This window comes from Streptomyces sp. TLI_146, assembly GCF_002846415.1.
Lineage (GTDB): Bacteria > Actinomycetota > Actinomycetes > Streptomycetales > Streptomycetaceae > Streptomyces.
Genome location: NZ_PJMX01000001.1, coordinates 7,702,558 through 7,718,222, shown reverse-complemented (window position 1 = coordinate 7,718,222; position 15,665 = coordinate 7,702,558). Strand labels below are relative to the sequence as shown.

Here is a 15,665-nt window from a genome sequence, read left to right as displayed (position 1 = left end):
TCGGAGACCCCTGGCGGACACGGGGATAACGGGAACTCGGCCCTCATTTTGTACGACGGCCCGCGCACCCCGGAATGCACCCGTCCGAATGAGCCTTCCGGCCGCCGTGCGGGATCCCTCGCGTTGTGGTACCGGCGGTTAAGCGAGACGCTTGAGGTGGATGCGGCCGGGAGTGACCGGTGCGCCGAAGAGCGAGCACCCACCCGGTCGGGAAGGGGTGAGTTTCGTGCGCACACTGTTGAAGGTCGAAATGGACACGGAGAAGGCCAACGAGGCCATCAGGAACGGCACGCTCCAGAAGACCATGGAATCCGCGCTGGAGGCGCTCCACCCCGAAGCTGCCTACTTCACCTCCCAGAACGGCTGCCGTACGGCGTTCATCGTGTTCGACATGACGGATTCGTCGAGCATGCCGAAGTTCTCGGAGCCGTTCTTCCTGGAACTCGGCGCCAAGGTCTCCTACACACCGGTCATGGACCGGGACGATCTGCGCAAGGGCCTGTCGGCTCTCGGACGCTGACCGTCGGGTGTCCGACGGGGATCAGGCTGCCGGACCCGTCGGCGGGGCGCCGGTGACCGCGGCGCGGTAGAGGTCCCGGGTGGCGGCGCCGAAGTAGGCGCTGTAGGAGACCTGGGGGGTGTTGCCGCCGGTGTGGTAGCCGCCGATGACCCCGATCACCGCCCAGCCGTCCGGCCGCGGCACCAGCATCGGGCCGCCGCTGGTCCCGCCGACGAAGGCGTCGCAGGCGATGCGCGGGAAGGTGCCCGGGTCGGCCGGGTCGTCGCTGACCCACTTGGTGGTCCAGCTCCAGCACTCCAGCGGCTTCTGCGCGTTGCCCGGATAGCCGATCATGCGCACCGGAAGGTGGTAGTAGCCCGTGCCGGTGAGCAGGCGCACGCCGCCCACCGCGTCCTGGAGCCGGGTGCCGTCCTGGTTGGGCTGGGTGACCGCGAAGCCGAAGTCGTACGCGGCTCCGGCGTGCTCGCCCAGGTCGTAGTACTCCTGTGGCACGTAGACCCCGTCGGCCGCCACGGGGAAGACACCGAACGGCTTGAGCCCGTCGTGGTACTGCGGCACGAAGGCGAGATGGCGCCGGGGCGAGGGCCCCGCGTAGCCCTTCAGGCAGTGCCCGGCGCTCAGCACCAGGTCGTGGCCGGGGCTGCGGACCACCGAGCCGCTGCAGGTGCGCCCGGTGCCGTTGGCGTCGGTCCAGAAGAAGGTGCCCGCCTGCGGGATGCCGTCGAAGCTCCTGCTGGGCGGGATGTACTCGCCGGGCCGGGGCCCGTCCTCGGTGGGATCCGTGGACTGCGTGGACTCCGTGGACTGCCTGGGCGACACGGCCCGCGCCGACGGCCCGGCCCCGGCGCCCTTGCCCGCGTCACCGGGGAGCGCGGCCGCCATCCGGGCGGGGCTCCAGTAGGCGTCGAGGGCGGCGGCCGGGTTCGCCCCGGCCGGGCCGCCCTCGGCAGCGGCGGCGGCCGGGGCGAACCCCGCGCCGAACAGCAGGGCGGCCGCGAACGCGGCGGTGTGCCGGATGATCCTGGTCCTACGCACCATCAGTTCCCCTCTGGCCGGACACGGGTGACGACCCACCATAGGCGTGGCGCGTTGCGGACAGAAGTGCTCCCCGTGGCCGCGTCCCCGCGCCTCGGTTACGGGGCGGGGGCGGGCTCGACCGCCGGTTCCAGCAGTCCGGCACGCAGGGCGGCCACCAACTCCTCGTCCACTCCGAGCAGTTCGGTCGCGTACCCGCGCACCGACCCGTGCCGCGCACTCAGGTCGGCGAGGAAGAGCCGCATGATGGCGGCGGGGGCGCGGCCGTAGCCCGGCCAGGTGATCTCGCGGCCGGGGTTGGCGGCCCGCCAGTCGGCGATCAGGCGGTCCGTGGCGAGCTCGGTGAGGGTGAAGTCCTCGACGATGACGCCCTCGGGGACCCCGAGCAGCGCCAGCACGAGCGCCGCCAGCAGACCCGTGCGGTCCTTGCCGGAGGCGCAGTGGAAGACGAGCGGCCCGCTGTCGGGCGCCGCGATCGTCCGCAGCGCCTCGCGCAGCTCCTCGACCCCGTCGTGGGCGACTTCCAGGAAGCGGTCGGCGAGGAACCGGCCGGTCTCCACGTCCGCGCCGAGGCTCGCCTGGTCGTACGGGCGATGCTCGATGCTGAGGTTGCGGTACGCCAGCGAGGCGTGCTCGGGGACGCGGCCCTTGCCCTCGATCTCCCACGGGTAGCGCAGGTCGATGACGGTGCGGACGCCCAGGCCCAGGAACCGTTCCCAGTCCTCGCCCGCGAGCTTGCCGAGCGAGTCGGAGCGGTACAGCCGCCCCCATCGCACCGCCAGGCCGTCCTCGGTGCGATAGCCGCCCAGGTCACGGAAGTTGTGCAGCCGCTCGAACTCGATGTGTCTGTTCACGGGACCGCACCCTACGGCCGTCGCGGCGGTGCGGGCCGTGGTGTGGATCACTGCGCGCACAGCCAAGTATGGACTGGTGGGGGGCCGCACCGGGTTGAGATCCTCTCGCCATGGCCGACTGGGCAACCTTCGCCGTCGTTCCCGAGGACGGCGACCACGAACGGTACGAGCTGTACGAGTCCCGGCTCGGCGCGGCCGGGCTCGATCTCGACCTGCTGGCGGGCCCCGACGTCGTCCTGCCGTTCCTGCGCGCCCACGACCCGGCGCGGCACGGCTGGCGCGACGACGTCCACTGCGAGGGCGCGGTCCTGGTCGATCCGCACCGCCGGGTGCTGCTCGTCTTCGTCTCGGACGGGCCGACCACCTGTCTGCGCCACCGGGCCGCGGCCCTGGACCTGTTGCGCCACGCCTGGCCCGGCTGGCAGGTGCGCTGGACCTACGACGGCCCGGCGGAACCCCGCGCCTACCTGGGCCTGGACCCGGGCGTGGTACGCGATCCGCTGGGCGAGGTGCACACGGGCGTGACGCTCGCGCCGGGCGACGAGGAGCTGGCCGAGGACGATCCGCTCGCCACGGTCGTCACCGTGGGCACCGGCCGCTGCCACCTCCTGGCCGCCACCGGGGACCACCCCGTCGCCGAGGGCCCCGCCCTGCTGGAGCGCCTCGACTCGGCGCCGGAACACGGCCGTTGCGAGCTCGCCGTGCTGTCCGGGCTGCATGTCGACCCGGCGCGGCGCCGGGTGGGCTGGTGGCTGCTCGACGCGCAGGCCGGGGCGTACGAGATGGCGTCGCGCTGGCCGGGCTGGACGGTCGAGTTCTGGCAGGACCGGTGGCAGGAGCAGACACGTGCGGCGGGCGGCCTCTTCGCCCCGCCCCCGGTCGACCGCCTCCAGGCCCTGGTCGACGTACGGGACGAGGCCCGCGAGCACTGGACGGGCCGACGGGGTGCGGCGGCGCGCGGCCTCGCGCGGCCCGTCGCGGCGGACGGCTCCGGCGCCCTCCTCGGCACCGGATTCCTGCCCGACGTACCGGCCGATCTCGCCCCGGCGGCCCTGCTCTCGGTCGACTCGGCCTGGCGCCGGGCCGTTCGGGTGGCGAAGGGGACGGCCTGAGCGGGGGGCCGGTCACCTCTCCCCGATACCGGCCTTCAGGTCACCGAGCGCGAGCAGCAGCGCGCCGAGCACGAACGCGATCGACACCAGCAGCCCGTGGTCGTACGCCGTGGCCCAGCCGTCGCGCCCCAGTTGGGCGAAGAAGACCGCGCCGACGGCCGCGATCCCGACGGCCGAGCCGACGCGCTGGCCGGTCTGGAGGGTGCCGCCCGCGCTGCCCGCCGAGCGGACCGGGACCTGGGAGAGCGTCAGCGTCTGGTTGGGGGCGATGACCAGGCCGCTGCCGAGTCCGGCGAGCAGCAGCGGGGCCGTCATCGCCCACGCCGCCGACCTGCCCGGTGCCAGATGGACGGCGAGCGCCGTGGCGCCGAGGCCGGTGGCGACCATGACCAGGCCCACCGCGACCAGCCGGCGGCCGAAGCGGGCGACCAGGCGGCCGCCGATGGTGGCGGCGACGCCGGAGCCCACCGCGAACGGGGTGATGGCGAGGCCCGCGAGCAGCGCGCTCAGGTGCAGCCCGGCCTGGAGGTAGAGCGCGGTGATGAAGAAGATCGAGGTGAATCCGCCGAAGTAGAGCAGGATCAGGGCGCAGCCCAGCCAGTAGCTGCGCTCACGGAACAGGGCCAGGTCGACGACCGGGGACGCACCACGCGCGCGCTGACGCCGCTCCCACGCCACGAACGCCGTGAGCAGCGCGGCGGAGACGACCAGGAGCAGCCACTTCTCCGGGCCGTGCCACTGCTGTGCCTGGACGAACGGCAGGAGCAGCGCCAGGACCCCGGCGCCGAGCAGCAGCACACCGACCGGATCGAGGGCGCGCAGCGGGATGCGGCGGGCGGACGGGGTGTCGGGGAGGAGGCGCCGGGCCAGCACCAGACAGGCGATGCCGATGGGCACGTTGACGTAGAACACCCAGCGCCAGCCCTCGTGCGGGCCCGCCGCGTGGATGAGCAGCCCGCCGAGGAGCGGGCCCACGGCCGTGGAGATGCCGATGACGCTGCCGAGCATCCCGAAGGCGCGGCCGCGTTCGGCGCCGGAGAACATCTGCTGGATCAGGGCCGAGATCTGGGGCGAGATCAGCCCTCCGGCCAGGCCCTGGACGGCGCGGGCCGCCACCAGCCACAGGCTGGACTGCGCCGCCCCGCAGGCCGCCGAGGCGACGACGAACAGGGCGAGCCCGGTCATGAACACCGCGCGTCGGCCCCGGGCGTCGCCGATCCGCCCGGCCGGGACCAGGAACAGACCGAAGGCGAGCGCGTACCCGGAGAGCACCCACTGCAGATCGGCCTCCGGGGCGTCCAGCGCCACGCGGATCGACGGCAGGGCCACATTGACGATCGACACGTCGAGCAGCGTCATGAAGCCCGCCACCAGACACACCGCGAGCGCCCGCCAGCGGCCGCGGTCGGACAGGGGCTCGGCGGCGGTCGCGGCGGCGCGGCCCGGCGCGCTGTCGCGACCGCTTTCGGAATGCGGAGCCACCGGCGGCCTTCTTTCTCACGCTCGCGCGCTCGCTCATACGGACGGTACGCATCCGAATGATGGCCCAGCGCGCACACCGCCCGCGCCCTCCCGCGCCGCCATGGTTGGGCCTTGTTACGGCCCGTAGCCATTGCGATCCGCACTCACGGGAGTGATCATGGGAGGAGGGGACCGCCGCAAGGGCACCGCGTCCGGCCGCCGCGCCGCACGGGAACACCGGTGCACGCAGGAGGACCCATGACCGCCGACGTGAAGAGTCCCCGGGCCCGCTACCGGGAGCAGACCCGCGCCGACATCAAGGCGGCGGCGCTGGAACAGCTCGCCGAGGGAGGCGCCCAGGCTGTGGCGCTGACCCGGATCGCCAAGGACATGGGGCTCTCCGGACCCGCGCTCTACCGCTACTTCGCCAGCCGCGACGAGCTGCTCGGCGATCTGATGCGCGACGCCTACGACGATCTGGCGCACGCCGTCGCGCACGCCGGGGGCAGCGGCGCCACCGACGCCCGTACCGCGCTGCACGCGCTGGCCGACGCCTTCCTGGACTGGGCCACCGCGCAGCCGCACCGCTATCTGCTGATCCAGGGGAACCCGGTGCCGGGCTATGCCGCGCCGCCGGACACCCTGGAGCGCGCACGGGCCGCGCTCGGCCCCTTCCTCGCGGTCTTCGCCGCCGGGGATCCCCCTGAGGCGTTCCGCCCGGTGGTCGAGGAGATGGCCCAGTGGGTACGGGAGGACGTCTCGCTGGCCGCGTGGGTCTGGGAGCACACCGGGCGCCCCGCGCGCGACACCGCGGCCGGGACGGCGCTGGCGGGCGCGGTGCTCGCCTGGTCGCAGCTGCACGGCACGGTGAGCCTCGCGGTGTCGGGCCAGTACGGCGGGATCGGCCACCGGACCCGGACGCTGCTCATGGCTCAGGCCGACGCTCTGGCGGACGCGTTCCGGCTCGCGTGAAGGGCTCGCGTGAAGGGCGGGCCGCGGGTGCCGGAGGCGCCGCGTCCGCGCGGCCGGTCCAACCACCTTTCCGCAGCTCAGAGTTGTTGCCTGTTCGACTAATCAACGGAAAGACTCATTGCGGTCTCGGTCACCCTCAACTCCTTGACGCCTCCTGCACCTCCCAGTTGACTTCCAGCCACCTCGGCCGCGAGGACGTGGCCATGTCAGGGAGGTCTCTCGATGAACACCCGTATGCGTCGTGCCGCCGTGTCCGTGACCGCCACCGCGATGGCCGTCTCTCTCGCCGCCTGCGGAAGCGCCAAGGAGTCCGGGGACACCGGCAAGGTCTCGGGGGCGAGGAAGGGCGGCGCACTCAAGATCGGTCTGCTGCTCCCGGAGAACCAGACCGCGCGTTACGAGAAGTTCGACAAGCCGCTCATCGAGAAGATGGTCAAGGAGCTCACGGCGGGCAAGGGTCAGGTGATCTACGCCAACGCCAAGCAGGACGCCACGGTCCAGGCCCAGCAGGTCGACACGATGATCACCAACAAGGTCGACGCGCTGATCGTCGACGCGGTGGACTCGAAGGCGATCGCGGGCGCGGTCAAGAAGGCCAAGGACCGGGGCATCCCGGTCGTCGCCTTCGACCGTCTGGCCGAGGGTCCGATCGACGCGTACACCTCGTTCGACAACGAGCAGGTCGGCCATGTGCAGGGCAAGGCCCTGGTCGACGCGCTGGGCACGAAGGCCAAGGACGGCCAGATCGTGATGATGAACGGTGCGATCACCGACCCGAACGCCGCGCTGTTCAAGAAGGGCGCGCACGCCGAGCTCGACGGCAAGGTGACCATCGGCAAGGAGTACGACACCAAGGAGTGGAAGCCGGAGAACGCCAACGCCAACATGGAAGGCGCGATCTCGGCCCTGGGCAAGGACAAGATCGTCGGCGTCTACTCCGCCAACGACGGCATGGCCGGCGGCATCATCACCGCCCTCAAGGCCGCCGGCCTGCCCAAGATCCCCCCGGTCACCGGCCAGGACGCCGAACTCGCCGGTGTGCAGCGCATCGTCATGGGCGAGCAGTTCATGAGCGTCTACAAGCCCTACGTCCAAGAGGGCCCCGTCGCCGCGCAGATGGCCGTGGCGCTGGCCAAGGGGCAGCCGCTGACCATCATCACCAAGACCACGGTCGACTCCCCCACGAAGAAGGCCATCCCCTCGATGATCATCCCGGTCGTGGCCCTCACCAAGGCCAACATCAAGGAGACGGTCATCCGCGACGGCGTCTACGCGACCTCCGAGATCTGCACGCCCAACGTCAAGGACGCCTGCGCCGAGATGGGCCTGAAGTAGCCGCGGCGCCCGGGCCGCTCCCCGCCGGGGCGCGGCCCGGCTCTTTCAGTGCGCCTGGTCCAGGGCGTTGGTGATCCGCCCCAGGAGCTGCTGGAGCGCCAGGACCTCCGTCACCGACAGACCCGTGGCCGAAAGGATCTTCAGGGGTACGGGCAGCGCACGCTCCCGCAGGTCGGAGCCTTCTTCGGTGAGCCGGACCGTCACCGAGCGCTCGTCCTCGGCGCTGCGCTCACGGGTCACCAGACCCGCCGTCTCCAGCCGCTTCAGGAGAGGCGAGAGCGTGCCCGAGTCGAGCCGCAGCCGCTCGCCGATCACCTTGACGGGCTGCGGGCCGTGCTCCCACAGCACCAGCATCACCAGGTACTGCGGATAGGTCAGGCCCAGGTCCTTGAGCGCGTCCCGGTAGACGCCGCCGAAGGCGCGCGACGCGGCGTGCAGGGAGAAGCAGACCTGGTGGTCCAGGCGGAGCAGATCCACGTCGGACGCCAGGGGCGGGTGCGACGCGGCGGCGGGGGTCGACGAGGAGCTCATGACACCAGGGTAGCTTGTCGCCCGTCATTGAGTTGCGCACAATTTAGTTGTGTGCAACTCTTTAGCGCAGAGGAGAGCGGACGCCGCTCACCACCGGACGGAAGAAGAGGCATCCCATGGACGCGCTGTACACCGCCGCCGCGACCGCCAACGGGCGCGAGGGCCGGGCCGTGAGCTCGGACGGCCGGCTCGACCTCCCGCTGGCCATGCCCCCGGCGCTCGGCGGAAACGGCGAGGGCACCAACCCCGAGCAGCTCTTCGCCGCCGGGTACGCGGCGTGCTTCGCCAGCGCCATGGGTGCGGTCGGCCGCCAGATGAAGGTCGACACCAAGGACGTCTCCGTCACCGCCGAGGTCTCCATAGGCAAGGACGACACCGGCTTCGGCCTCGCGGTCGTCATGCGCGTCGAGCTGCCGGACGAGCTCGCGGGCGAGACGGGCCGCCAGCTGGTGGAGGCGACCCATGCCTACTGCCCGTACTCCAAGGCGACGCGCGGCAACATCGAGGTCGAGCTCGTCATCGAGTAACGGCTCCCGCGACGAAAAAGCCCGGGCCCACGAGGGACACCTCGTGGGCCCGGGCTTCGTCGTGCGCGGCGCGGGCGTTCGAAGACAGGCGCTCAGCCCGCCGCCACCTCCGCGCGGATGCGGTCGAACTGGGCCCCCATGGCCTCGGCCAGGGCGTTCGCGCCGGACAGCGGACGGACCATCACCGTGAAGTCGTCGATGAGCCCGTCCTCGTCGAAGTGGAGGAAGTCGCAGCCGTTGACCTCCAGTCCGCCGACCTTGGCCGTGAAGACCAGCGCCTGGTCACGGCCGTCGGCGCCGACGATCTCCCGTACATAGCGGAAGTCGGTGAAGACCCGGCCCACACCCCGCAGGATTGCGGCCGTGATGGCCCTGCCCGGGTACGGCTTGAACGCCACCGGACTGGTGAACACCACGTTCTCCGCGAGCAGTTCCTCGATCGCGGCGTGGTCGCCGGACTCCACGGCTTTGCGGAAGGCGCTCATCGCCATCAGCCACCTCTCCCCTTGCATACTCAATTTTTTGAGTAGGTGCAGAAGACAGTAGCCACGCGCGCGGCCGCACGTCCAGGCCCCTCCCTCACGGCCGCACCCGCCTTCACATCGAAGGTCACTTTCCAGCCACCACGGAAAGTCACAGCCGGTTCACAGCTTGACGCCCGACCACCAGGCACTCCTGAAATTCCTTGGCCGGAAAGCACCTTCCCCTTCCGCCTCGACCCACCGCCCCGAAGATGCTTTCCGGTCATTCCGTCGACACCTTCCTGACATGTACGCGTCTCACCTGCAACGCTGTGGTCGCACGTGGCACCCGCACCCCCCACACCTCCCCCCTCAGAAAGGGACGCTCGCGTGACCTCTCGTATATCGCGTTCTACGCGCGTCGGCGGCTCCGTCGCCGCTGCCGCGCTGCTCGCCGCAGGCCTCACCGGCCTGTCCACCGGATCCGCCGGCGCCTCCCCCACGGCCGACGGTCCTTCCGCGCAGCCGCTCCGCCTCTCCGCCTCCCAGCGGGCCGAGCTGATCCGCGAGGCGAACGCCACCACCGCCAAGGCCGCCGGTGAACTGGGCCTCGGCGCCCAGGAGAAGCTGGTCGTCCGCGATGTGATCAAGGACGCCGACGGCACCGTCCACACCCGTTACGAGCGCACCTACGCCGGACTGCCCGTCCTCGGCGGCGACCTCGTCGTGCACGAGACCAAGGCGGGCAAGCCGGCGGGCGTGACCCGGGCGACCAGAGCCGCCGTCAAGGTCGCCTCCACGACCCCCGCGCTCGGCGCGGCCACCGTCCAGCAGAAGGCGCTCACCGCCGCCAAGGGAGCGGGCGCCCAGAAGCCCACCGCCGACCAGGCACCCCGCAAGGTGATCTGGGCCGCGAGCGGCACCCCGGTGCTCGCCTACGAGACGGTCGTCGGCGGCTTCCAGGACGACGGCACGCCGAGCCAGCTGCACGTCGTCACGGACGCCAACACCGGCAAGAAGCTCTCCGAGTGGCAGGCCGTCAAGACCGGTACGGGCAACAGCGAGTACAGCGGCAAGGTGACCCTCGGCACCACGCTCTCCGGGTCGACCTACCAGCTCAACGACTCCGCCCGGGGCGCCCACAAGACGTACGACCTGGCCCACAAGACCGCGGGCAAGGGCACCCTCCTGACCGACGCGGACGACGTGTGGGGCAACGGGCTGGCCTCCAACACCCAGACCGCGGCCGTCGACGCGCACTACGGCGCGGGGGTCACCTGGGACTTCTACAAGAACGTGCTGGGCCGCAACGGCATCAAGAACGACGGCGTGGCGTCCTACAGCCGGGTGCACTACGGCAAGAACTACGTCAACGCGTTCTGGGACGACGGCTGCTTCTGCATGACGTACGGCGACGGGTCCGGCAACGCCGCCCCGCTGACCTCGCTGGACGTGGCCGGGCACGAGATGTCGCACGGTCTGACGGCGGCCACCGCCAACCTGAACTACAGCGGTGAGTCCGGCGGCCTCAACGAGGCGACCTCGGACATCTTCGGCACCTCGGTGGAGTTCTACGCCAACAACTCCACCGACGTCGGCGACTACCTCATCGGCGAGAAGATCAACATCAACGGCGACGGCACGCCGCTGCGGTACATGGACAAGCCGAGCAAGGACGGCGGCTCCAAGGACAGCTGGTACTCCGGCCTCGGCAACCTCGACGTGCACTACTCGTCGGGCCCGGCCAACCACTTCTTCTACCTGCTCTCGGAGGGCAGCGGCGCCAAGACCATCAACGGCGTCAGCTACAACTCCCCCACGGCGAACGGCTCCACGGTCACCGGCATCGGCCGCGACAAGGCCGTCCAGATCTGGTACAAGGCGCTCACCACGTACATGACGTCGACGACCGACTACAAGGGCGCCCGCACCGCCACGCTCAGCGCGGCGAGCGCGCTCTACGGCGCGAGCAGCGCCGAGTACAAGGCGGTCGACGCGGCCTGGGCCGCGGTCAGCGTGAGCTGATCCGGCTGCGGAACGCGTGACAGCGGGCGCCCACCCCTTGGAGGGGTGGGCGCCCGCCTCGCGCTGTCAGAGGCCCGCGCCGCGCAGCGGCGAACCACCGAGGAAGCTGCCGAGCACCTGGCCCGCGAACGCGAGGCCCGCCTGCTCACGGGGCGTCAGCTCCCGGGGTTCGTCGGAGGGGGCGGCGGCCGCCGCCGTTCCGGCGGTGAGGCAGGCCGCGGCGGAGAGGCTGACGAGGACGACGGCGAGGCGACGGAGCATAGGGAGTCCCTTGGCTGGTGGGGGGGCCGGCGTGTGCGGCTGATCGCGTACGACTCTCGCCAACCGGGGACGCCGGGCGCGGTAGGCAGGCTGGGGGTTGCCCCGATCGGATCAGCGGGCCCGCCCCCGGAATCCCGCCGGTGGCCTTCGCCGAAACATCCGGGAAAGGTCCCGGCTGACATGGTGCGGTCATGGTCTTGTTGGGGCATCACGACATCGGCGCGCACCGCACCCCGGCCCGCGCGCGGCTGAAGAGGGTCGGCGCGATCGCCGCCGCCGTCACCCTGCTGCTGACAGCGGCTTCGTACCTCATCCGGGAGTACAACGACCGGCCACCGTGGGCCGATGACATCGCGTACGAGTCGGGGTTCATCGCGGGTTCCCGCGCGCGCCACTACGACCGGACGGGCGCCGAGGCCCGCATGCTGCTCAAGGGCGGCTGCGAGCGGTGGCGGTCGGCCGGGCGGGGCGGGGTGAAGGCGGGCTACAACCCCGGCCTTTGGGTGGAGGGCTGCCGCGACGGCGCGGCGGGACGCCAGGCGAGGAAGCAGGGGATGGTCCGCTAGCCGGGCGACCGCGCGTCCGGGGCACCCGGGTCCGTTCCCGGGGGATCAATGCGTCCGGTACCTGAACCGGGCGTGAAGCAGAGGTGTGGGGAAGGTCTCCTCCGCGAGCGGGCGCCGGGGGCGTACCCTCATGGCATGACTCTTCTGGTGATGCGACGACACGTGGACTACGTGCGCGTCACCAGCATGAGCTGTCGCCCGCAGGACTGACCCTCGCGGCCTTCGCGGCCACGGCCCCGGCCCGGCTTTCCGCCCGCCCCGGCCCTCGCCCTTCTGCCAACGGTCCTGTCGCGGTCCCTCCGGTTCCGGCGTACCCATACGCCGATCCGTTCCGGCCGTCCCTCCCGCCAACCCCGGGAACAGGACCTCCGTACATCCCGGAACGGAAACGGAACCCGCTCATGTCCAGCACCACCCTGCTTTCCACCTCACTCCCCGTGGTCGACCTCTCGCAGGCCGACGACCCGGCCACGCGTGACGCCTTCCGCGAGGGGCTGCACCGAGCGGCTCGCGACACCGGGTTCTTCCATCTCACCGGGCATGGCATCGAGGACGCCGAGGTCGCCCGTATATTGCGGCTGACCAGGGAGTTCTTCGCACTGCCCGAGGCCGAACGGCTCGCCCTGAGCAATCTGCGCTCGCCCCACTTCCGTGGCTACACGCGCATCGGCCACGAGCTGACGGGCGGGCGTTCGGACTGGCGCGACCAGCTGGACGTCGGGGCCGAGCGGCCCGCGCCCGAGGTGGGGCCGGGCGACCCGGCGTACCGCTGGCTGGAGGGGCCGAACCAGTGGCCCGACGCGCTGCCCGAGCTGCGCACCGTCGTGCTGGACTGGCAGGACCGGCTCGCGGCCGTCGCGCACCGGCTGCTCCAGGAGCTGCTCGCCTCGATCGGCGCCCCGGCCGACTTCTTCGACGCCGCCTTCGCCGAGCGCCCGCATCTGCACACCAAGCTGATCCGCTACCCCGGCAGCGCGCCGGAGGGCGACGGCCAGGGCGTCGGCGCCCACAAGGACTACGGGTTCCTCACGCTGCTGCTCCAGGACTCCGTGGGCGGGCTCCAAGTCCGGCTCGGGGACGGCTTCGTGGACGTGCCGCCGCTGCCCGGCGCCTTCGTCGTCAACCTCGGCGAGCTCCTGGAGATCGCGACGCAGGGCTACCTCTCCGCGACCGACCACCGGGTGGTCTCGCCGCCCGGAGCGGTGGAGCGGTACTCGGTGCCGTTCTTCTACAACCCGCGTCTGGACGCCCGTGTCGACACGGTCCCCGGCGACTACCTGGCGCACGCGCCGGGCGTGGCGCACAGCGCGGACAACCCGCTGCACGCCGAGTACGGCCGCAATGAGCTGAAGGGGTGGCTGCGGGCCCATCCGCAGGTGGCCCGGCTGCACCACCCGGAGCTGGTGGGCTGAGCGGAGCCCGTACGCGGGCGCGTTTTCGGGGCGCCGTCCTCCCGCGGTCGGCGGCGCCCCAAAGAGAGCGGGGCCGTCTGCTCGGGGATAGACGGCCCGGCTCCGATTCCAGCTTGCGCCGTACTTCCGCGAAATGCACGGGTTGTGCGACCACTTAAAGTGGCCAATCCGGCGGCCCCAGGGCCGCACTGTGAGCGGCGGGGCGAGCGGTGCGCACGTGGTCACACGGCGTGACCGGCCGGTTCGGTCAGGGTGACGGGGCGCGTCAGGCCGCCCCGGGCCCGGACTCGACGCCCACGACCAGCTTGCGCAGCAGACCGGCGAGGGCGCGCCTCTCCTCGTCGTCGAGCACCGACAGCAGGGCGTCCTCGCCCCGCCCCTCGGCGTCGAGATGCCCCCGCAGCGCCTCGTGCCCGGCCTCGGTCAGCTGTACGTGGACGCGGCGGCGGTCGGTCGCGTCGGTCGTCCGGGTGAGCAGCCCGGCCTGCTCCAGCGGCCCGAGCCGGGACGACAGCGCGCCCCGGGTGAGGCCGAGGAGATCGGCCAGCCGGGACGGGCTCGTGGTGTACGGCGGGCCCTGGCGGCGGAGCATCAGGAGCATCTTGAACTCCCCGTGCCTGAGCCCGTCGGAGTCCAGGGTCTCCCGGCGGGTCCGGGCGAGGTGCCGCCCCAGGATCGCCAGCCGCATCACGATCGCCTCCTTCACCGGGTCGTACGGATCCAACTCCCGCGCCCAGCGCGCCACCTGCCGGTCGGCCGAGTCCTCCAGCACGGCAATTCCTCCGTCCGTCTCGATGCTTCACGGCTTTACGCCCAAGTAGTTTTCTTGTGGATAGTTTTTCGGATAACTACCTTCCTCGCCATGACGAACACCGAGATGGACAAGAGGAGTCGGGTCCCGGTCGACGAGGTGATCGCGGCCGCGCTGGAGCTGGCACGGGGCGGGCGGTGGCGCCGGGCGGCGGGTCTCCTCGATGCGACGGCGCCCAGGGACGAGGAGAGCCGGGCGCGGATCGCCCTGGCGGCGGTCGAAGTCGCCCTGGAGAGCGACTGGTTCGGCGGGACCGGTCTGGCGGCGAAGCGGCTGGCCGTCGCGGAGGAGGTCGCCGCCGACCTCGATGCCGACGGCCGCTGGGACCTGGCGTTCCTGCGGTTGCGGCACGACTACGCGGGCCAGATCTTCGTCGGCGGAAGCTTCCGGCTCGGACCGGAGGGCAAGGACGCGCAGGAGCTCGCCGAGGTCCGACGCCGGGCCGCGTCGCTGCGCGAGCGGGCGCCGGATGCCGTACGGGCGGGGTGGGCCGAGATGTACCTCGGTCTGATCGCGGACAACCTGTTCGCCGAGCGCGACGCCGCGCCCGCGCATTACGCGGCCGCCCTGAAAGCCGCCGGACACGGCGACGACCGCCTGGCCCGGGAGGCCCTGCGCCACCTCGGCGACCATGACCACGACGCCGGTGACCCTGTGCGGGCGCGCGAACGCTGGGAGCGGGCCGCCGAGTTGGGGGCGCGGGCCGGTCTGGTCCCGGGCACGCTCTCGCAGCAGATGCTGCTCGCGGTCCTCGCCCGTACCACCGGCGACACGGCGGGCGCCGAGGCGCTGGCCCGCGAGATCGCCCGCTGGGCGGGAGCGCTGGGCGCCGTCCACATCGAGGCACAGGCCACGGCGTTCCTGGCCGGCGCGGACCCCACGGCGCCGCCCGCCGGGCATGCCCCGGCTACCGCGAGCGGCCTACCGCCCAGGTATGAGCCGCCTTCCGGAGCTGCCACCGAAGTTCATATGGGTTCAATCCCACGGTGAATGCCGAGCGGTGGCCGTGGTTCCTATGGTGTTCCGCACACCGAGGACATGAGTCCTCCGGGGACCACTCAGGAAAGGAACGATTCCATGACCACGGTACGGGGGAAGTCCAAGTTCGCGTACGGCGCCGTCGTCGCGATGGCCGTCACCGGGATCGGCGTCCTGCCGGCGCACGCCGCGCCGACGCCCGCCAAGGCCCCGCAGCAGCAGTCGGCCGTGTCGGCCACCGGTGCCACCACCAAGGCCGCCGCGTCCCGCAGCTACACCTACCTCTCCTTCAAGATCAACCGCAAGGACACCTCCAACTCCCGGCTGAGCCTGGTCTACGTCCAGGTGATCAACCCTGACAAGGTCCGCACGTACACGGTGAAGACCTGGCGCGCCGGGTCGGGGACGGGCAGCACGAACTCGTGCCTCAAGAACAGGGGCGTGCTGCCGAGCGGCGACTACAAGATCCGCTCGTTCGAGGCCCACAAGGACGGCGGGCCGCACGGCATCCACGGCCTCGCCTGGTACGTCGGCGAGCACCGGTGCAAGCCGGGTGGAACGAACCGGGACGCGCTCTTCGTCCACAGCGAGATGCTCCCCAACGGCAAGCAGGGCAGCACCGAGCCCTACCGCTGGGACGGCAACAGCGACTACAAGTCGAACGGCTGCATAAAGCTCAAGCCGTCCGACGCCCGTGATCTGGCCGGCTACCGGTCCAACTACCCGCACCCCGGGAAGCTGTACGTCTCGTAACCGGTATGACCCGGGCCCTCGTCGACCGATGTCGGCGAGGGCCCCGGCACG

At 71.7% G+C, this 15,665-nt stretch carries 17 protein-coding genes; 10 read left to right on the top strand and 7 right to left on the bottom strand.

Annotation, left to right across the window (positions count from 1 at the left end):
- Positions 1-226: 226 nt before the first annotated feature.
- Positions 227-520 (top strand): hypothetical protein, encoded by a 294-nt coding sequence (locus tag BX283_RS34340; protein WP_180357339.1) that lies wholly within the window; start codon positions 227-229, stop codon positions 518-520.
- Positions 521-541: 21 nt separating this feature from the next.
- On the opposite strand, the gene BX283_RS34335 is transcribed toward BX283_RS34340, so the two are convergent.
- A complete protein-coding gene (locus tag BX283_RS34335) occupies positions 542-1,558 on the bottom strand; it encodes a serine protease (RefSeq protein ID WP_180357338.1) in 1,017 nt (338 codons plus the stop codon).
- Positions 1,559-1,653: 95 nt separating this feature from the next.
- Complete coding sequence (locus tag BX283_RS34330; protein WP_101392751.1) at positions 1,654-2,409, bottom strand: tyrosine-protein phosphatase; 756 nt, start codon at positions 2,407-2,409, stop codon at positions 1,654-1,656.
- Between the two features lie 110 nt (positions 2,410-2,519).
- Between BX283_RS34330 and BX283_RS34325 the strand changes: the two genes are divergently transcribed.
- A complete protein-coding gene (locus BX283_RS34325; protein WP_101391296.1) occupies positions 2,520-3,521 on the top strand; it encodes a hypothetical protein in 1,002 nt (333 codons plus the stop codon).
- Between the two features lie 12 nt (positions 3,522-3,533).
- Here the strand turns inward: BX283_RS34325 and BX283_RS34320 are convergent, their stop codons facing one another.
- Complete coding sequence (locus tag BX283_RS34320) at positions 3,534-5,003, bottom strand: MFS transporter (protein WP_373979323.1); 1,470 nt, start codon at positions 5,001-5,003, stop codon at positions 3,534-3,536.
- Positions 5,004-5,240: 237 nt separating this feature from the next.
- Between BX283_RS34320 and BX283_RS34315 the strand changes: the two genes are divergently transcribed.
- Positions 5,241-5,954 carry a TetR/AcrR family transcriptional regulator gene (locus tag BX283_RS34315; RefSeq protein WP_101391295.1) on the top strand — a complete coding sequence of 238 codons (714 nt, stop codon included), beginning with the start codon at positions 5,241-5,243 and terminating at the stop codon, positions 5,952-5,954.
- A gap of 222 nt (positions 5,955-6,176) precedes the next feature.
- On the top strand, positions 6,177-7,289 hold the full coding sequence (locus tag BX283_RS34310) for a sugar ABC transporter substrate-binding protein (protein WP_180357337.1): 1,113 nt from the start codon (positions 6,177-6,179) through the stop codon (positions 7,287-7,289).
- 45 nt (positions 7,290-7,334) lie between these two features.
- On the opposite strand, the gene BX283_RS34305 is transcribed toward BX283_RS34310, so the two are convergent.
- Positions 7,335-7,820: a MarR family winged helix-turn-helix transcriptional regulator gene (locus BX283_RS34305; protein ID WP_101391294.1), complete on the bottom strand. Its 486-nt coding sequence runs from the start codon at positions 7,818-7,820 to the stop codon at positions 7,335-7,337.
- Between the two features lie 116 nt (positions 7,821-7,936).
- On the opposite strand from BX283_RS34305, the gene BX283_RS34300 reads away from it, so the two are divergent.
- Positions 7,937-8,347: an organic hydroperoxide resistance protein gene (locus tag BX283_RS34300; RefSeq protein WP_101391293.1), complete on the top strand. Its 411-nt coding sequence runs from the start codon at positions 7,937-7,939 to the stop codon at positions 8,345-8,347.
- Positions 8,348-8,439: 92 nt separating this feature from the next.
- Here BX283_RS34300 and BX283_RS34295 read toward each other — a convergent pair whose 3' ends face one another.
- Complete coding sequence (locus tag BX283_RS34295) at positions 8,440-8,832, bottom strand: nuclear transport factor 2 family protein (protein WP_101392748.1); 393 nt, start codon at positions 8,830-8,832, stop codon at positions 8,440-8,442.
- Between the two features lie 366 nt (positions 8,833-9,198).
- On the opposite strand from BX283_RS34295, the gene BX283_RS34290 reads away from it, so the two are divergent.
- Positions 9,199-10,833 carry a M4 family metallopeptidase gene (locus BX283_RS34290; protein WP_101391292.1) on the top strand — a complete coding sequence of 545 codons (1,635 nt, stop codon included), beginning with the start codon at positions 9,199-9,201 and terminating at the stop codon, positions 10,831-10,833.
- A 66-nt stretch (positions 10,834-10,899) separates the two neighbouring features.
- Here the strand turns inward: BX283_RS34290 and BX283_RS34285 are convergent, their stop codons facing one another.
- Positions 10,900-11,094: a hypothetical protein gene (locus tag BX283_RS34285; protein ID WP_101391291.1), complete on the bottom strand. Its 195-nt coding sequence runs from the start codon at positions 11,092-11,094 to the stop codon at positions 10,900-10,902.
- A 191-nt stretch (positions 11,095-11,285) separates the two neighbouring features.
- Here BX283_RS34285 and BX283_RS34280 point away from each other — a divergent pair, with 191 nt between their 5' ends.
- Together BX283_RS34280 and BX283_RS34275 are read left to right on the top strand one after the other, a co-directional pair.
- Positions 11,286-11,660 carry a hypothetical protein gene (locus BX283_RS34280; protein ID WP_101391290.1) on the top strand — a complete coding sequence of 125 codons (375 nt, stop codon included), beginning with the start codon at positions 11,286-11,288 and terminating at the stop codon, positions 11,658-11,660.
- Positions 11,661-12,061: 401 nt separating this feature from the next.
- A complete protein-coding gene (locus tag BX283_RS34275) occupies positions 12,062-13,072 on the top strand; it encodes an isopenicillin N synthase family oxygenase (RefSeq protein ID WP_101391289.1) in 1,011 nt (336 codons plus the stop codon).
- 265 nt (positions 13,073-13,337) lie between these two features.
- On the opposite strand, the gene BX283_RS34270 is transcribed toward BX283_RS34275, so the two are convergent.
- Complete coding sequence (locus tag BX283_RS34270; protein WP_257584061.1) at positions 13,338-13,844, bottom strand: MarR family winged helix-turn-helix transcriptional regulator; 507 nt, start codon at positions 13,842-13,844, stop codon at positions 13,338-13,340.
- A 90-nt stretch (positions 13,845-13,934) separates the two neighbouring features.
- Between BX283_RS34270 and BX283_RS34265 the strand changes: the two genes are divergently transcribed.
- Both BX283_RS34265 and BX283_RS34260 read left to right on the top strand, forming a co-directional pair.
- The gene (locus BX283_RS34265) at positions 13,935-14,873 is read left to right on the top strand and encodes a hypothetical protein (RefSeq protein ID WP_180357336.1); all 939 of its coding nucleotides are present in this window, start codon (positions 13,935-13,937) and stop codon (positions 14,871-14,873) included.
- Positions 14,874-14,960: 87 nt separating this feature from the next.
- Positions 14,961-15,614, top strand: coding sequence for a L,D-transpeptidase family protein (locus BX283_RS34260; RefSeq protein ID WP_101391288.1), 654 nt, complete (start codon positions 14,961-14,963; stop codon positions 15,612-15,614).
- Positions 15,615-15,665: the final 51 nt, after the last annotated feature.